Origin of the sequence: Aurantibacter sp., assembly GCF_039941195.1 — a bacterium.
In the GTDB taxonomy this organism is placed as follows: Bacteria; Bacteroidota; Bacteroidia; order Flavobacteriales; family Flavobacteriaceae; genus Aurantibacter_A.
In genome coordinates this window covers 17,810-35,485 of the sequence record NZ_JBDVFA010000036.1, presented here as the reverse complement: position 1 = coordinate 35,485, position 17,676 = coordinate 17,810, and the positions used below count along the sequence as shown (strand labels likewise).

Annotated in this window: 14 protein-coding genes; 9 read left to right on the top strand and 5 right to left on the bottom strand. The window is 33.4% G+C overall.

All coding sequences use genetic code 11. From position 1 onward, the window contains the following. Positions 1–70 precede the first annotated feature (70 nt). From ABJF52_RS06825 to ABJF52_RS06815, 3 genes are all read left to right on the top strand, one after another. Positions 71–1,357 carry a citrate synthase gene (locus tag ABJF52_RS06825; protein WP_348148216.1) on the top strand — a complete coding sequence of 429 codons (1,287 nt, stop codon included), beginning with the start codon at positions 71–73 and terminating at the stop codon, positions 1,355–1,357. Positions 1,358–1,444: 87 nt separating this feature from the next. Next, positions 1,445–2,356 carry an arginine deiminase family protein gene (locus ABJF52_RS06820; RefSeq protein WP_348148213.1) on the top strand — a complete coding sequence of 304 codons (912 nt, stop codon included), beginning with the start codon at positions 1,445–1,447 and terminating at the stop codon, positions 2,354–2,356. Positions 2,357–2,364: 8 nt separating this feature from the next. Beyond that, a complete protein-coding gene (locus ABJF52_RS06815) occupies positions 2,365–3,312 on the top strand; it encodes an arginine deiminase-related protein (protein ID WP_348148210.1) in 948 nt (315 codons plus the stop codon). Here ABJF52_RS06815 and ABJF52_RS06810 read toward each other — a convergent pair. Both ABJF52_RS06810 and ABJF52_RS06805 read right to left on the bottom strand, forming a co-directional pair. Further along, positions 3,309–4,739, bottom strand: coding sequence for an SDR family oxidoreductase (locus ABJF52_RS06810; protein ID WP_348148207.1), 1,431 nt, complete (start codon positions 4,737–4,739; stop codon positions 3,309–3,311). The two genes, ABJF52_RS06815 and ABJF52_RS06810, sit on opposite strands and share 4 nt — an antisense overlap. Next, complete coding sequence (locus ABJF52_RS06805; RefSeq protein ID WP_348148205.1) at positions 4,736–5,161, bottom strand: hypothetical protein; 426 nt, start codon at positions 5,159–5,161, stop codon at positions 4,736–4,738. Before ABJF52_RS06805 ends, ABJF52_RS06810 begins: the two co-directional genes overlap by 4 nt. A gap of 114 nt (positions 5,162–5,275) precedes the next feature. Here ABJF52_RS06805 and argS point away from each other — a divergent pair, with 114 nt between their 5' ends. The 3 genes from argS to ABJF52_RS06790 all read left to right on the top strand — a co-directional run bounded on the left by argS (position 5,276) and on the right by ABJF52_RS06790 (position 9,734). Continuing rightward, positions 5,276–7,063, top strand: a complete 1,788-nt coding sequence (gene argS / locus ABJF52_RS06800) for an arginine--tRNA ligase (RefSeq protein WP_348148202.1) — start codon at positions 5,276–5,278, stop codon at positions 7,061–7,063. A 142-nt stretch (positions 7,064–7,205) separates the two neighbouring features. After that, positions 7,206–8,852 (top strand): FAD-dependent oxidoreductase, encoded by a 1,647-nt coding sequence (locus tag ABJF52_RS06795; protein WP_348148199.1) that lies wholly within the window; start codon positions 7,206–7,208, stop codon positions 8,850–8,852. Positions 8,853–8,909: 57 nt separating this feature from the next. Then, on the top strand, positions 8,910–9,734 hold the full coding sequence (locus tag ABJF52_RS06790; RefSeq protein ID WP_348148197.1) for a zinc-dependent peptidase: 825 nt from the start codon (positions 8,910–8,912) through the stop codon (positions 9,732–9,734). On the opposite strand, the gene ABJF52_RS06785 is transcribed toward ABJF52_RS06790, so the two are convergent. The 3 genes from ABJF52_RS06785 to ABJF52_RS06775 form a co-directional block, all read right to left on the bottom strand. Beyond that, positions 9,718–12,252 carry a carboxypeptidase-like regulatory domain-containing protein gene (locus ABJF52_RS06785; RefSeq protein ID WP_348148195.1) on the bottom strand — a complete coding sequence of 845 codons (2,535 nt, stop codon included), beginning with the start codon at positions 12,250–12,252 and terminating at the stop codon, positions 9,718–9,720. The two genes, ABJF52_RS06790 and ABJF52_RS06785, sit on opposite strands and share 17 nt — an antisense overlap. Then, complete coding sequence (locus ABJF52_RS06780) at positions 12,233–13,147, bottom strand: FecR family protein (protein ID WP_348148192.1); 915 nt, start codon at positions 13,145–13,147, stop codon at positions 12,233–12,235. Before ABJF52_RS06780 ends, ABJF52_RS06785 begins: the two co-directional genes overlap by 20 nt. Positions 13,148–13,266: 119 nt before the next feature. Beyond that, a complete protein-coding gene (locus ABJF52_RS06775) occupies positions 13,267–13,779 on the bottom strand; it encodes a sigma-70 family RNA polymerase sigma factor (RefSeq protein WP_348148261.1) in 513 nt (170 codons plus the stop codon). Between the two features lie 103 nt (positions 13,780–13,882). On the opposite strand from ABJF52_RS06775, the gene ABJF52_RS06770 reads away from it, so the two are divergent. The 3 genes from ABJF52_RS06770 to ffh all read left to right on the top strand — a co-directional run bounded on the left by ABJF52_RS06770 (position 13,883) and on the right by ffh (position 17,607). Beyond that, positions 13,883–15,637, top strand: coding sequence for a hypothetical protein (locus tag ABJF52_RS06770; protein WP_348148189.1), 1,755 nt, complete (start codon positions 13,883–13,885; stop codon positions 15,635–15,637). 38 nt (positions 15,638–15,675) lie between these two features. Beyond that, positions 15,676–16,134, top strand: a complete 459-nt coding sequence (locus ABJF52_RS06765) for a hypothetical protein (RefSeq protein WP_348148186.1) — start codon at positions 15,676–15,678, stop codon at positions 16,132–16,134. A gap of 135 nt (positions 16,135–16,269) precedes the next feature. After that, positions 16,270–17,607: a signal recognition particle protein gene (gene ffh, locus ABJF52_RS06760; protein ID WP_348148183.1), complete on the top strand. Its 1,338-nt coding sequence runs from the start codon at positions 16,270–16,272 to the stop codon at positions 17,605–17,607. The last annotated feature ends 69 nt before the right edge of the window (positions 17,608–17,676 follow it).

Genomic DNA, 17,676 nt, shown 5'->3' with positions numbered 1-17,676 from the left:
ATGATAATTGTCAAGATTATACCTTTTCCTTAACTTTACGTTCAATAAACTATAATAGAAAACACGAAGAATGTCAGATAAAGCTACATTAGAATACGATGGCAAAAAATATGAGTTTCCAGTAATTAAGGGAACCGAAGATGAACTTGCTATAGATATTAAAACCTTACGAGGTGCAACCGGAGGAATGATAACTATTGATCCAGGTTATAAAAACACTGGAAGTTGTGAAAGTGAAATTACATTTTTGGATGGTGAAAAAGGTATTTTAAGATATCGTGGTTATTCTATTGAAGAACTTGCAGAAAAAGCAGATTTTCTAGAAACATGCTATTTGTTAATTTTTGGTGAGTTGCCAAATAAAGAACAGCTTAATGCATTTCATTTAGATATTAAGAATGAATCTCATGTAGATGAGGAAATGAAAAAGATTTTAGATGCATTTCCAAAATCTGCTCATCCAATGGGAGTGCTTACTTCTTTAACTAGTGCGTTAATAGCCTTTAATCCGATTTCAGTTAATGTTACATCTGCTGATGAAATGTATGGTGCAATTGTAAGAATATTAGCTAAATTTCCTGTATTAGTAGCGTGGACACTAAGAAAGAAAAAAGGGTTGCCTTTAGATTATGGAGATGATTCTTTAGGTTATGTTGAGAATATTCACAAGATGATGTTCAAAAAGCCAACTAAAGATTATGTGAGAAATGATGTTGTGATTAATGCCCTGGATCAACTTTTAATATTGCATGCTGATCATGAGCAAAATTGTTCAACTTCTACAGTGCGTATAGTAGGTTCTTCACATGCGGGGCTTTTCGCATCACTATCTGCTGGTATATCTGCACTTTGGGGCCCATTACATGGGGGTGCTAATCAAGCAGTATTAGAAATGCTTGAAGCAATTGTTGCTGACGGTGGAGATACAAAAAAATATATGGCCAAGGCTAAGGATAAATCTGATCCGTTCCGTTTAATGGGATTTGGGCATAGAGTTTATAAGAATTTTGATCCTAGAGCTAGAATTATTAAAAAAGCAGCTGACGAGATTTTAGCTGACTTAGGTATTGAAGATCCAATTTTAGAAGTGGCTAAAGGATTGGAAAAAGAAGCATTGGAAGATCAATATTTTGTTGATAGAAAATTATACCCGAATGTAGATTTCTATTCCGGTGTAATTTATAGAGCCTTAGGTATACCGACTGAAATGTTTACAGTAATGTTTGCATTGGGACGTTTACCAGGGTGGATTGCACAATGGCGCGAAATGAGACTTAGAAATGAGCCAATTGGTAGACCTAGACAAGTTTATATTGGTGAAACAGAACGTCCATTTGTTGATCTCGCATTGCGGTAGATTGCTACCATCATAAAAACAAAAGAGACTCTTTTTTAATTAAAAGGGTCTCTTTTTTTTTTTGTTATACCAATAAAAAATATAGATATGTTGCATTTAAATGTGAATGATGAAATTTCGGTTTTAAAGGAAGTGTTATTAGGAACGGCAGAAAGTAATGGCCCTATTCCTAAACCGGAAGAGGCTTATGATCCAAAATCTTTGGAGCATATATTAGCAGGTACTTACCCCAAAGAAGCAGATATGATTCGTGAAATGGATGCGTTCGCTAGCGTTTTTGAAAAATATGGTGTATCGGTTCATAGACCAGAAATTATTGAGAACTGTAATCAGATATTCTCACGTGATATTGCTTTTGTAATAGGGCAAAAGCTGATATTAGCCAATATTTTGCCACATAGGGAAGAAGAGATTGAGGCTATATTACATGTGTTGGATAGAATTGCTCCGGAGTATATTATTCGTCCACCTGAAGAAGTTCATATTGAAGGAGGAGATATAATGCCATGGAATGATTATATATTTATTGGCACCTACACTGCAGATGATTATTCAGATTGGATTACGGCTCGAACAAACAAAGAAGCTGTAGATTTTATTACAACATCATTTCCAGAGAAAACAATTAAATCATTTGAATTGCGTAAATCCAAGAACGCACGTGAGAATGCCTTGCATTTAGACTGCTGTTTTCAACCTTTAGGAAAGGGAAAAGCAATTTTACATAGAAATGGTTTTTTAGTTGAAGAAGAATACCAATGGTTAGTGGATTTTTTTGGAGCTGAAAATATTTTTGAAATTACTAATGAGGAGATGTATCAGATGTTTAGTAATGTATTTTCAATTTCTCCTGAAGTAGTTGTATCTGAGAAGAACTTTACAAGACTAAATAATTGGTTACGAAAGCAAGGATTTAGAGTTGAGGAAATTCCCTATGCTGAAATTTCGAAACAAGAGGGGTTATTGCGTTGTAGCACTTTACCATTAATAAGAAAATAGGATTAAAAATGCAGATTACCAATACAATATTAATGATACGTCCAGTTAATTTTCGCAAGAACGAACAAACTGCCGTTAACAATTATTTTCAAGAAGATATAAAGGCAAAGAACTCAGAAATTAATAAGAAGGCACAAAAAGAATTTGATACTTTTGTTAATGTTTTACGTTCCAATGGTGTTAATGTAATCGTTGTAGAGGATAAGGTAGAAACTGATACCCCAGATTCTATTTTTCCTAACAATTGGATTTCATTTCATGAGAATGGTACCATTGCAGTATATCCTATGTTCGCTGAAAACAGACGAATGGAAAGACGTGAAGATATTTTCGATGTTTTGGAAGCACAAGGTTTTCTAATTAATAATGTTGTGGATTATACTTCAGCGGAGGAAGAAGGAATATTTTTGGAAGGTACAGGTAGCATTTTATTTGATCGAGTAAATGGAAAAGCCTATTGTGCACTTTCTGAGCGTGCCAATGAAGAATTGTTTATTGAGTATTGCGAAGATTTCGATTGTTTTCCTGTGGTATTTACGGCAAATCAAACTGTAAATGAGGAGCGTTTACCTATTTATCATACCAATGTGATGATGGCAATGGGAGAAAGTTTCGCAGTTATTTGTTTAGATGCTATTGATGATAAACAAGAGCGTAAAAGTGTAATTGAGCATCTTAAGAAAGATGGTAAGGATATTATTTCGATATCAGAAGAACAGATGCATCACTTTGCTGGAAATATGTTACAAGTAATCGGAAGACAAGACCAGCGATTTATGGTAATGAGTTCCGCTGCATATCATAGTTTAAATACGGAACAAATTTCATCTTTAGAGAAGTATAGCAAAATTCTGCATAGTTCTTTAGATACTATTGAAACATGTGGTGGCGGTAGTGCACGTTGCATGATGGCTGAGATATTTTTACCTAAAGAGCAAAGCTTAGAAAGTATTTAGTTTCTATTATTTGCGATGTTACGTATCATTCCACCGAAAATAAAATAGTGAAATGGTACTATTGAATACCAATAAAGGCGGCCTTTTAATCCGCGAGGACGAAAGGTTGCCGTTTGTTGAAGAATATTATTTTCATCAATTTTAAATTCTAGCCAAGCCTCTCCTGGTAGTTTCATTTCAGCAAATAATAATAATCTTTTTCCTTTTTTATCTGCTAAAAGCACACGCCAAAAATCAAGTGCATCACCAGCAAAAATTTTGTCGGGATGTGTTCTACCCCTTCTTAGACCAACACCTCCTAAAATTTTATCTAGAAAACCTCTTATTTTCCAAAGCCAATTGCCATAATACCACCCATTATCACCACCAATTTTCCAAATATTTTCGAGGACCAAATCTGGGTTGTCTATTTTAAGTTTTTTTTCGTCTTTTAGAATGCCATATTTCGGCACTTGAATATATTTTTCTAAATCTTTAGTAAATCGTCCACTCACCATACTATCCTTCCAACTACTTACGACAAGGTTTTGTTCAATTTTCTTAAAAGCCATGTCAATAGCTTCAGTGTAGGTATGGGTTTTAATTTCTAAAATTTTTTCTAATCGATTATCACTCGCAATAACCTCTATTTTCATGCTATCAACAAGGTTCAATGCTAACCGATATGAGGTAGAAGTTACAAAGTATAGCCAATAACTCGAAAGTTTTGGCGTCATTACAGGAACTGTATAAATCCAATTTTTAAAACCCCTAACTTTAGCGTATTGATGTAACATTTCTTTATATGTTAATACATCTGGACCGGCAATATCGAAAGAATCATTATAAGCTTTTTCATTGCCTAAAACTCCCGTTAAAAAGTGAATTATATCACGAATAGCTATAGGTTGTGTTTTGGTTTTAACCCACTTGGGAGTAATCATAATCGGTAGTTTTTCACATAAATCACGTATAATTTCAAAAGAAGAGCTGCCCGAACCTACAATTATTCCAGCTCGAAGTACTGTTAAATTAAATGCACCTTTATATAAAATATTTTCAACATTTTTACGAGAAGATAAATGTTTTGAAAGTGTATTGTCATTAACAATTCCACTCAGGTATATCACTTGTTTTACATTTGTGTTTTTTAAATAGGCGTTAAAATTTTTAGCTGTATTTGCTTCTTTCTCATCAAAATCTTTAGCCGAAGAATTCATAGAGTGAATTAGGAAATAGGCGGTATCAATGTTTCTAGGAAGAATTTTTTCATCAACCTCTTTTAAAAAATCAATTTCTACTATTTTTATTCTTTTTTTTATTTCATCATCTACCGATAATCTCCCGGCATCTCGTACAGCACAAATAACATGATGTCCTAAACTTAGTAGTTGCGGTAATAACCGCATACCTATATAACCATTTGCTCCAGTAAGTAGGATGTTCATAAATCTTGAATTGAAGGAGGCATATTATCAGCTTTGTACGCCATTATTTTTTGAAAGAATTTTTGAACTGCTTTTGTGTCAGCCAAAACTTTAATAAAGTACTTGTCGCGATAAATGGTATATGTTGCTAAATCTCCTTTGAGAATACTTAGTTTATAAAAAGGAATAACAAGAGCAAAAGTTTCTAATAATGATCGAAAGCGTACAATTATTCCTTTTGGCCGCAGCTCAATATTGCATGAATTAGTATTATTGTCCAATATTAAAAGATTCATTATCTCCACACTCGTTCCTATTATAAATAATTTGGGTGAGCCAATTCCGTTCATTTGCCATCGCTCTTTTAGTGTAAATGGTTTTCCAACTGCATTGTCTACTTTGTTTGTAATATTTTTGTTGTTATAGGATACATTTACCAACATAGCATTTCTTTTACATAAGATTTCTTAAGTTAATCAAACTTTGCTTATTGCCGTTGCTATTGCGGATAAAAGCTAAAAAAATGATTAATTTTGCAGCCGACAAAACTATATTTAATGAGCATTCAAGCTGTTTTAGAGTCTAAAGTTAAAGAAGCCGTTTCTTCTATCTATAATACCGATTTACCATCTGTTGAATTTCAACCTACTCGTAAAGATTTTGAAGGTGATGTTACTATAGTTGTTTTTCCGATGCTGCGTGTTATTAAAGGGAACCCTGTTCAAATAGGAAATCAAATAGGCGAATATCTTGTAAATGAACTAGACGAGGTATCTAGTTTTAATGTTATTAAAGGCTTTTTAAATCTTGTTATTAGTCCAGTTTATTATCTTAATTTTTTTAACTCCATAAAAAATTTAGCCGATTTTGGTTTTGTGAGTAATAAGGATGCTGGAGCGGTTATGGTTGAGTATTCTTCTCCGAACACAAATAAACCCTTGCACTTAGGGCATATCCGAAATAACCTTTTAGGATATTCTGTTTCTGAAATTCTAAAGGCATCCGGTAAAAAAGTATATAAAACTCAGATTATTAATGACCGTGGCATTCATATTTGTAAAAGTATGTTGGCATGGCAAAAATTTGGAAAAGGAGAAACTCCAGAAAGCACTGGTTTAAAAGGAGATAAATTGGTAGGTAATTATTACGTGGCTTTTGATAAGGCGTATAAGATAGAAGTTGCCAAACTTGTGGAAAGCGGAATTGAAAAGGAAGTTGCAGAAAAAGAGGCGCCATTATTAGTAGAGGCACAAGAAATGCTTCGTAAATGGGAGGCAGGTAATAAAGAAGTTGTCGCACTTTGGACAATGATGAATGGTTGGGTTTATGATGGTTTTGAAAAAACTTATAGAGAATTAGGAGTTGATTTTGATACTTTATATTATGAAAGTAACACCTATTTGTTGGGGAAAGATTTTGTTGCAGAAGGTTTAGAAAATGGAGTTTTCTTTGAAAAGGAGGACGGTAGTGTGTGGATAGACTTAACTGATGAAGGACTTGATGAAAAGATTGTTTTAAGGTCAGATGGAACAGCCGTGTACATGACACAAGATATCGGTACTGCTATACAACGGGTAAAAGATTATCAGGATATTAAAGGTATGGTTTATACCGTGGGTAATGAGCAAGATTACCATTTTAAGGTGTTGTTTCTGATTCTAAAAAAACTTGGTTTTACTTGGTCAGAAAATCTGCATCATTTAAGCTATGGAATGGTTGATTTACCTAGCGGAAAAATGAAAAGTAGAGAAGGTACGGTAGTTGATGCAGATGATTTAATGGTTGATATGACTACAACTGCAGCAAAAATTTCGGAGGACTTAGGTAAACTTGATGGCTATTCAGAAAGCGAAAAGCTAGCACTTTATAAAATGATAGGATTAGGTGCGTTGAAGTATTATATTTTAAAAGTAGATCCTAAAAAGCGAATTCTTTTCGACCCCGAAGAATCAGTGGATTTTCAAGGTAATACCGGCCCTTTTATTCAATATACTTATGCTAGAATTCAATCTATTTTACGTAAGGCAGCAAAGAATAAAATAAACAGTGATGCGACTATTGAGACTACACTGGAAATACACGAAAAGGAAAAAGAACTTATTAAGCAAATTCAGATATTCCCAGATACCATTCAGTTAGCAGCTGAAAATTATAGTCCAGCTTTAATAGCCAATTACGCTTATGATTTAGTAAAAGAGTTTAATTCTTTTTATCAGCAAGTTTCCATTTTAGGAGAAACTGATAATCAGAAAAAGATGCTTCGTGTTCAACTCTCTAAAAAGGTCAGTGAAGTAATAGAATCTGCTTTTAAATTATTAGGAATAGAAGTGCCTGAAAGAATGTAGAAAAGTAGCATAGTTGTGTAATATACTTTGGATTTACACTTAATATCATTTTAAAAAGTATCCGTTGTTTTTCTTAACAAAATTTGCTGCAAGCGTTTTTTTAAAAAGACATTTATATTTAGGGTAATTGCTATATTTAAGGATGAAAACATCCAAACCAACTTTCGCTCTATTGCTAACAATACTGTTAGCTTTTCCAATTTTAACTAATAGTCAAAATAAATCGGCAGATATTATCATTTATGGTGGCACTTCTGCCGCTGTAATTGCTGCTGTTGAGGCTAAAAAATCAGGTAAATCAGTAATTATTGTGTCGCCCGATATACATTTAGGCGGCCTAACTTCTGGTGGTCTAGGGTGGACAGATACAGGTGATAAAAGTGTAATTGGTGGTTTGTCGAGAGAATTTTATCATCGAGTTTTTATGCATTATAATACTAAGGAAGCATGGAACTGGCAGCCTAAAGAGGCCTATGGTAATAAAGGACAGGGTACCAGAGCTATGGATGGCGAGAGCCGTACTATGTGGATATTTGAGCCTCATGTTGCCGAGAATATTTTTGAAGATTTTATTGATGAATATAAAATTCAAGTAGATAGGGATGAATGGCTAAATCGCGAAAATGGTGTTGTAGTCAAACAAGGGAAAATTACATCTTTCACAACTTTAAATGGTAAAACTTATTCAGGAAAAATGTTTTTAGATGCCACATATGAAGGCGATTTGATGGCAGCGGCTGGAGTAAGTTATCATGTAGGTAGAGAAGGGCAAGGTGTTTATGGAGAAGAATGGAATGGAGTTCAAACAGGCGTACTGCATCATAAACATTGGTTTATGTCTGATATTTCACCATATGTGGTTCCCGGGGATCCCTCTAGTGGAGTATTGCCGCGTGTTTCTGCGGAGAATCCTGGAGAAAAGCATACAGGTGATGATAAAATTCAGGCCTATTGTTTTAGAACATGTATGACTCATAATGATGCAAACAGACTACCATTTCCTAAACCAGAAAATTATGACCCACTTCAATATGAGTTATTGGCACGATCTTTAGCGACTGGTAGAAAAGATTTTTTTGAAAAATTTGATGCCATACCCAATTATAAAACAGATACTAACAATCACGGTCCTTTAAGTAGTGATAATATAGGTATGAATTACGATTACCCAGAAGCGACATACGAACGAAGAAAAGAAATTATTAAAGAACATGAAGATTATCAAAAAGGATTCTATTGGTTTGTGGCAAACGATCCAAGAGTGCCTAAAGACATTCAAACAGAAATGCAAAGATGGGGATTGGCTAAAGATGAATTTACGGATAATGGAAACTGGCCACATCAAATTTATGTGAGAGAAGCTCGAAGAATGATAGGGCATCATGTAATGACAGAAAACGAATTATTAAAAAAACGACCTACTCCTAATCCTGTTGGTATGGGGTCATATACCATGGATTCACATAACGTTCAGCGTTATATTAAGGAAGATGGTTTTGTGCAAAATGAAGGCGATATTGGTGTAAATACGAATGGGCCTTATGAGATTTCTTACGGTTCTTTGGTCCCTAAAAAGGAAGAATGCACCAATTTATTGGTTCCTGTTTGCGTGTCTTCAAGTCATATCGCTTTTGGCTCAATGCGTATGGAACCCGTATTTATGATATTAGGTCAGTCTGCAGCAGCTGCAGCAGTTATTGCAATTGATAATAAAGTTCCGGTGCAAGATGTTGATTATCAAACTTTAAAAAATGATTTAGAAGAAAAAGGGCAGGTCTTGCATAAATAAAAAATGCAGACTATTAAATAATGAGCAATTTAAATACAGCACTTTAGTTATAAGTTAATGTTAGTTACTATAAATGTGCATGTGTTTTTTTGTATTTATATTATTGGCTGTATTTGCTATTTAATTTATTATGCGCTAGGATTATATCAGATTAACCCCTTTGTTAGAATAACCCCGTTATCATCAACCGATAAAACATATCTCAGCAATACTTTTCCTATCTATTCTAAACTTCCACAGGGAATAAAGGAAAAATGCGAAAAACGCATAAGTTGGTTTCGAAGTAGAAAGAAAATGGTGTTTTATGGAGATGTGGAAAATAAAAAAGAACTAAGGTTATTATTGAGTGCATCAGCCGTATTTATGACGTTAGGGCTGAAACAATATAAAATGAGGCGTTCAGTTTTAAGAATTATAATTTATCCTTCAAAGTATTATTCTCGAATTAATAAACGACATCACTTAGGTGAGTATAATCCGCGACTTAAAGCTGTTATTTTTTCAGCAGATACCATAATTCAAGGGTTTAAAATTCCTGATGATAATATAAATTTGGCGATGCATGAATTTGGACATGCTTTAAGTTTTGAAATGGTAAAAAAGAGCACCTGGGAAGCCAGAAAATTTAGAGTTGGTTTAAGAAAAATAAAAGAACTTTTTGGTCATGAGGATTTTCGAGAGAAAATAGCAGCTTCAAACTATTTTAGAGCGTACGGATTAACAAATTTGCAAGAATTTTTCGCTGTGGCAGTTGAAAACTACATGGAGACACCAAGTATTTTCTTAAAAGATTTTCCCGAATTATATGCAATAATACAGCGCATGTTGAATTTTGATTTTCATCAAGCACCAATAATTATTCCGCCTAAAAGGATACTCTGAAATTAATATTAGGGGTAAGGCCCAACGATTTACTTTCAATAGTTTCGATTTCTCCACTATCATCTATGCGGTAATAGGAGTCAAGAAGATTAATGCGATCTGTAAAATTTAAAACCGAAATACCGATGGATGTTTTCAATCTTCCATTCGCATTAAAATTATATAGTGCAGAGGCATCAGCTCTAAAATAAGTTGGTAATCGACTACTATTCGCATCTTGATAATTGATGCTTACCGGGAAAAAGGTGTCGTCTATTGGATTGTCCATATCAGGTTGCGTAAATGGTTTACCACTTCTGTAATTAAGTCCTACACTAAGTTTAAGGTCTTTTACAGTGTAAGAACCTGCGAGAGTAAGGTTATGTTTTACGTCTAAATTGTTTGGGAATTGTGGAGGGATAACACCTTCAAAATTATAGTTGTTTAGCGTATAGGTATAACTCAACCAAGTACTATATTCTTTAGCTCTTTTGTTAATTAAAAATTCAGCACCTTTTATATCATACATGCCTAATTGGCCATTGAACTGATCTTGGTTTTGAAAACCTTGGGTAGCAGTACTAATTCCATCAACTTGTTTGTAGAATGCATCTGCACCAACATAAAGGTTTTCTTCATCATAATGTACACCTATGGACCCTTGTTTGCTTTTAGTAAGGGGTAAGGTAGTACCATCGGAAAGAATCCATCTTCTTTTTTCCACACCAAAAAAGTTTTGTTCCAAATCAATTATTTGATTGATAGCCTGGCTCTTATATTCACCCTGAATTACTAATTTAAAGTTATTAGCGAAACTGTAGTTTATATTTAACCGCGGTTCAATAACAGATTCGTTAAAGGTGTCTATATTATTGAAATTTGTAAGTCTACCACCAATACTCGCAAACCATTTTTTATCTTCAGAACTAAAATTTAGTTCACTAAATACTGCATGTTTTAAAAGAACATCTAGAATGTTGCTTTCAAACCGAGGTTGATTAACAAAGGTTTCATTTAGAATTCCAGTTTCATTAAATTCATAACCATTTATCCAATTTAAATAGGAGTTAAAACTAAAATTAGTAACAAGTTTGCCTGTATTTTCTAGTACTTTGTTATTTTGAAAGAGCTGCTGTATTCCATCGTTTATAGCAGTGTTTCTCGCATTTAGGCGATATTGGGATTGATATATATTTATACTTGAAGTAAATTTATCAGTCCACTTACTTTCTAAATTTAGACCAAACGATAGGTTGTATTGGTCTAAAATACTAGTCGTATTGGAAGAGCTCATCATATTAACTTCAGAATAATCTAATTTATTATTGGTGTTGATTAAGCTTAATCTTAATTTTTGATGCTCATTAATATTGTAAATTACTTTTCCGGTGAAATCGTAGAAGTAGAAATTTTCATCACTTTCAATAGCATCACTATCTTGAAAAACTCGGTCACGAAAGCGTCCATAGGTTCCAGTATCAAAAAAATCGGTTAATGAACGTCGGGCGGAAAATTGAAATGCTAGTTTATCCGTTATAGGTAGTTGAGCAAAAACATCAGTATTAATTAAGTTTATACCGGCACCACCAATAAACTCTTCTTCAATTTTATTTTTGGTATGCATATCAATAATACCACTAACACCACCACCAAATATTGCACTAGTACCATTTTTTACAATGGTGACATCATCTGTTAAATAAGGATTAAATGCAGAAATTAAGCCGAAAAAATGTCCCGATTGATACATTTTTATACCATTCCAAAGAATAAGATTTTGGTCGTTTGTTCCACCACGTATATTAATTTCAGATACTGTTTCATCAATACTCTTAATTCCTGGAAGCGCCTGTATGCTTTGTAATACATCGGGTTCTATTTGTCCTGGTAATATTCCAAATTTGGCCGGATTTAGATTTATACTGGCATCGGATTGCTTACTTATTCCAGAAGCAAGAAATTTGTATACTACAACTTCTTCAAGTTGTTGGTAATTGGTAGCAAGTAATAAGCTGGAACAATTTTGTATGTTTGCTAGTTCTTCTGCAGTAACAAATAGTGTTTTATAACCAATATGTTTAATCTGTATTACTGCTAATCTCGGAATATTTTTAAGGGTAAATTTCCCATCTAAATCAGTAGTAGTAGCATTTTCATTATCTAATACTTGTATGGTAGCTCCAGTGACTGTATTTTGTTCAAAATTGTCTAAAACTCTTGCGCAGATATCAATATTCGAATTGGCGTTTAGTGCATAATATCGCTCATCAAGTTTTTGTATTAAAATTTGAGTTTGAAGGTAAATATTTTTAAGAATAGCTTCAATAGTTTCTTCTGTCGGTGAAATTATTTCTATAGAATTTATTGATGCATCTGCGTATGAAAATTTAACATCAAATTTTCCCTCCAAATCCTGTAAATACGTGGTAAGATATACTCTTGGTGCTCCATCTTCTTGTCCTATGGCCGTTTGTAAAAACATAAAGGCCAATAGAGCAAGTAGTCTTCCGATAATTAAATTACGGCATGTTTTCGGCATAGAAGAGCACTTTTGTCCCTTCTAATTTAAACTTTAATTGTGAAGGTACACTTATGCTTTTTAACGCTAGATTTATATCGGTATTGCTAAATGCACCGGTAAATAGTTGGTCAACATTAATGTTATTAGTAGTTGTAGTAACATTATGTTGTCTTTCAAATTCGGCTAAAACATATTTTAATGGAATACTTTTAAAAGTACTTTCGTTATCAATCCATGAAGGTCGACCGTTTTTAGGAGCATCTAAATTGGCAATTTTACCATTGATTACAAGAAAAGAATTGCCTGCTGGTAGATTAGTTTCCTTGCCGTCATATATTACACTAACCAAACCTTCGTAGCAACTAACTTCAAAATATTCATCTCTATTTTCAACATTAAATTGGGTACCTAATACAGTTACAGTTCCATTTTCCGTTGCTACTGTAAATTTTTTTCCTTTGGCAACCTTAAAATAGGCTTCTCCATTAAGTTCAATATTTCTTGTGGTACTCCAATTCTCTTTATCATATGAAATTTTAGAATCTGCATTCAATACAATTTCTGAATTATCGGGTAGCCTTATTTCTTTTTGTTCAGCAAATTGGGTGTTAATACTTTCATTAAGTGTATTCAGGTAAAAAAATGACGCCACTAATAATACAGCAATCGCTGCAGCTATTTTGAAGAAGTTTTTATATGACTTCAAAGCTATTACCTTAGGGGCACTGGCATAATTCTTATTCTTAAAATCAAGTAATGCTTTATCTGTATCAAAATCTGGAGATTTCAATGTTTCAGTTACCGTTGCAATTTTCTGATATGTTTTATATGCTTCAGTTTTACTGAAAGTTTCCAGTTCTTCTGCAGAAAGCTCATTGTTAAGCCATTTCGCTAAGTTATTCTCTTGCATCATTTTAAAGCTATATATCCTATTAACACCTAATTCAGGAAAAACCCTACTTTTCGGTACATACTTTTAGTTTTTTTATTAGCATTATGCATAAAAACTGCATAATCGACATAGATAAAAGACTAAATTCCATCAATTTTTTCTCGTAACGATTTCAGCGCTAAATGAATACGTTTTTCTATGGCTTTTATGCTAACCCCTTCCATTTCAGCTATTTCAGCGTATTTTTTACCATCAATTCTATTCAAAAGAAACGTTGTTCGTTGTATATCAGGCAAATCGTTAAGCGCCTTTTCTAATTTTACTTTAAATTCATTTTCCTCCATAATAAATTCTGGAGTTTCATTGGTCGATTTTAAAGACTTATCGGCATATTTCAAGCGCACCTTTTCTGCTTTAATAACATTGAGGTATAGGTTATTAGCAACCGTATATAAAAATGATTTTGCCTTATCAGGGGAGACTTTTGAGCAGTTTTCCCATAACTTTACAAAAGCTTCTTGTACTGCATCATGGGCCTTTTCTTCGTTACCGAATTTATAATATATGAAGTTAAAAACCGTTTTAGAATTACTTTTGAATACCGTATCAAATACGGTTTCATTGCAAATATTGTTACTAGTTTCGGGTTTCAATGGTTTGGTTTTTACCAAAGATATTTTAAAATTTTCGAAATTAGGGTAGGGTATTTTCAATTGGCATTGTTTTATGAAGGTATTGGCTTATTAATAATAATATATGAGAGTTGATTTAAAGAATGTAGTGTATGTTGGCCTAATGGTCTTGGTACTTGCATTTTCCTCTTGTCAAAAAGAAAAGCATGTAGTAATACAAGAAGAGGAGCAAGAAGAATCTTTAACTGCTTCTTCTTCTACAATTAATTTATTAGCGCGTACATCTTCTAATGATGGTTCTTGGGATAATATTATAGATGGCTGTAGTTGTTTTGATGTTAATTTCCCCTATACGGTTTGGGCAAATGATACTGAAATTCTAATAGAATCCAAAGCTGATTTAATTCTAGTTGAAGAAATTTTTGATGCATTTGATTCGGATAATGACTTGTTAAGAGTAAATTTCCCAATAACAGTGGTTATGGGAGATTATTCTGAGGTTGTATTCAGTAGTAAAGACGAGATGTTGGCTGCGGCAAAATTGTGTGTTGAAGGAGGTATTGATGATGATATAGAATGTTTAGATATTAATTATCCAATAACTGTTTATTCTTTTGATGCTAGTATCCAAATTATTGATAATTATATCTTTAATAATGATTTTGAATTGCGTCGCTATATTGCAAGTTTAGATGAAGGTGATAAACTAAGTATTCAATTTCCGATTTCCTTTAAATTGAATGATGGTACAGAACATGTTGCAAATTCCTTTGAAGAAATAACGAATACGATATCATCTGCCATGAATCAGTGTGATGAAGATGATGATAATGACCACAACGATGATGATTTTACCAAGGAAAGTCTTGATGCCTTATTAATTGAATGTCCTTGGTCTTTTACTGAATTTGAAAAAAATTCAATCAATCAAATAAACTATTATAAAGATTATATCCTTGTTTTTAATAATGATTACACTGTGCATGCTGTTGATCAAGAAGGGAACTCAATTCTTGGTGTATGGAGCACGAGTATGGTTGATTATGATTTAATAGTTGCGATTAATTTTGATGATTTAGAAGATTTTAACAAGCAGTGGCATGTGTATGAAATTAGAAAAGGTAAAGTCAAATTTTATACAGAGGAAGAAAGTAAGATAGTAATGATTACAGACTGTCAGATAGTTGTTCCTGTAAAAAACCCTTTACGAGAAGTGTTGTTACATTGCGAATGGGTGGTGGACAAAAACATAAGAGAAGGGCAAACATCAGATAAATTACAAGGTTATAAGTTTGTTTTTAATGAAGATGATACGGTAGTAATGAGTGGCGGACAAATAGTTTCAGAAGGTACTTATAATATACATGTTAATGAACAGGAGCAAATAATGCTATCCATTGAGATGGATTATGAACCTAGTATTACATATGAGTGGCCTTTAAAGAGTCTTGAAGGAAATTATATAACCTTTGGTGCTGATGTTAATCAACTTGAACTAAACAGAGTATGTGATGATAATGAAAACGATGCCAATGTCGTAGAACTTAGAGGTTATATGTCGACTGAGCTTTGGCATATATATAATTATGTAGAAGATGAACAAGATCTTACACTTGATTATGAGGGAGATTTAATTAGTTTTTTGGATAGCGATAAAGTTACCATGGAAGTCTATCAAGCTACAATAAATAATATAGGATTGTGGCGCGTTTCACTAAATATTCAAAACCAATTGGTAGTTTATTTGAATTTTGATCAAACAAGCGAACGAACTGCTTTAAATGCTATTTGGGATGTAGTTGAATATACAGCTAATCATATAGTTTTGACCACGCATAATGAAGATGGAAAAGTAAGAAACTTAACATTACAGAAATAAAAAAACTCATTTTTCGTTTATCCCCAAATAAACAACAGATGAAGAAAATAATGCTTAACCTATTTATTATGGTACTGTTTTTCGGTACAACATCTTGTGACAATGATGAAAGTGCCGAAGAAGTATCGATTACAGCTGCAGATGTTGCAGCTATTAAGACTATCATAATGTCTGGTGATTGGTACATATCAAATTATTTCGATTCTGAAAACCAACTTACAACTGATTACGATGATTTCATTTTCAATTTTAATGAGAATGGAACTATTGCAGCTACAGATGGCAGCAGTTCACTTTCGGGAGCATGGCAGTTGAAAAATGAAAATAGTGATGATGAATCTAGTGCTGTAATTATAGAAGTACACTTTTCATCTCCAGATACATTTAAAAAATTAAGTGAAGATTGGGAAGTTGAAAAATATACCGATTCTCAGGTAGAACTTCGTTACACTGGCGATGAGGAGGAAGGTATATCGTTGCTCACTTTTGCCAAGTAATGATTTAAAGTATAATATTAATGCCCCACTATCATAAAAAGCATCCGTCTTAGATGGGTGCTTTTTTAGTTGATATTTTCCTGAGTTTCTCTTAGTTATTGTTAAATTTGTCTTTCTTGAAAATGTAATAAAACTATGTTCGACAATTTAAGTGAGAAACTCGATAAAGCTTTACATGTACTTAAAGGGCATGGGCAAATTACCGAGATAAATGTAGCAGAAACAACGAAAGAGGTTCGTAGAGCTTTACTTGATGCCGATGTAAATTTTAAAATTGCAAAGGAATTTACCAACAGGGTAAAAGAGAAGGCCTTAGGCCAAGATGTACTTACTACATTACAACCGGGTCAATTAATGGTCAAAATCGTTAAAGACGAGTTGACGGAATTAATGGGAGGTGAAACAGAAGGTATTAATCTTTCTGGTAATCCATCGGTTATTTTAATGTCGGGTCTACAGGGTTCTGGTAAAACTACCTTTTCTGGAAAATTGGCCAATTATCTTAAAACTAAAAAATCTAAGAAACCATTATTAGTAGCCTGTGATGTATACAGACCAGCGGCTATTGATCAATTACACGTGGTTGGCGAACAGATAAATGTTGAAGTGTATTCTGATCGCGATAATAATGATCCTGTGTCGATTGCGAAGGCTGGTATAGCTAAAGCGAAAGCAGAAGGATTTAATGTGGTTATAGTAGATACAGCCGGTCGATTGGCAGTTGATGAAAAGATGATGGATGAGATTTCAGACATTCATAAATCTATCGCACCACAAGAAACTCTTTTTGTGGTTGATTCTATGACGGGCCAGGATGCAGTAAATACCGCAAAAGCCTTCAATGATATTTTAAATTTTGACGGTGTTATTTTAACAAAGTTAGATGGTGATACTAGAGGTGGTGCGGCTATTTCAATTAAATCTGTTGTTGATAAACCGATAAAATTTATTGGTACTGGTGAAAAGATGGAGGCTATTGATGTTTTTCATCCGGATCGTATGGCGGATCGAATTTTAGGAATGGGAGATGTTATTTCACTTGTTGAAAGAGCCCAAGACCAATTCGATGAAGATGAAGCCCGAAAGATTCAGAAGAAGATAGCTAAGAATAAATTCGGTTTCGATGATTTCTTAAGTCAGATTCAGCAGATTAAAAAGATGGGTAATCTAAAGGATTTAATGGGGATGATACCTGGAGCAGGTAAAGCCTTAAAGGGATTGGATATTGACGACGATGCATTTAAGCATATCGAAGCTATAATTCATTCAATGACACCAGACGAACGTGCTAATCCATCAAAGTTAAATGTAAGTCGTAAAAAGCGAATTGCGAAGGGTAGTGGTCGTCAGGTACAAGATGTAAATCAGTTGTTAAAACAATTTGATCAAATGAGTAAAATGATGAAAATGATGCAAGGTGGTGGTGGCAAAAAGATGATGCAAATGATGGGTGGTATGAATGGAATGCGTTAGAAACTATTGCATAGTATATTGCAATATATTAAAAGTATAGTTAGAAAATAATATAGTGGATCAATAGCC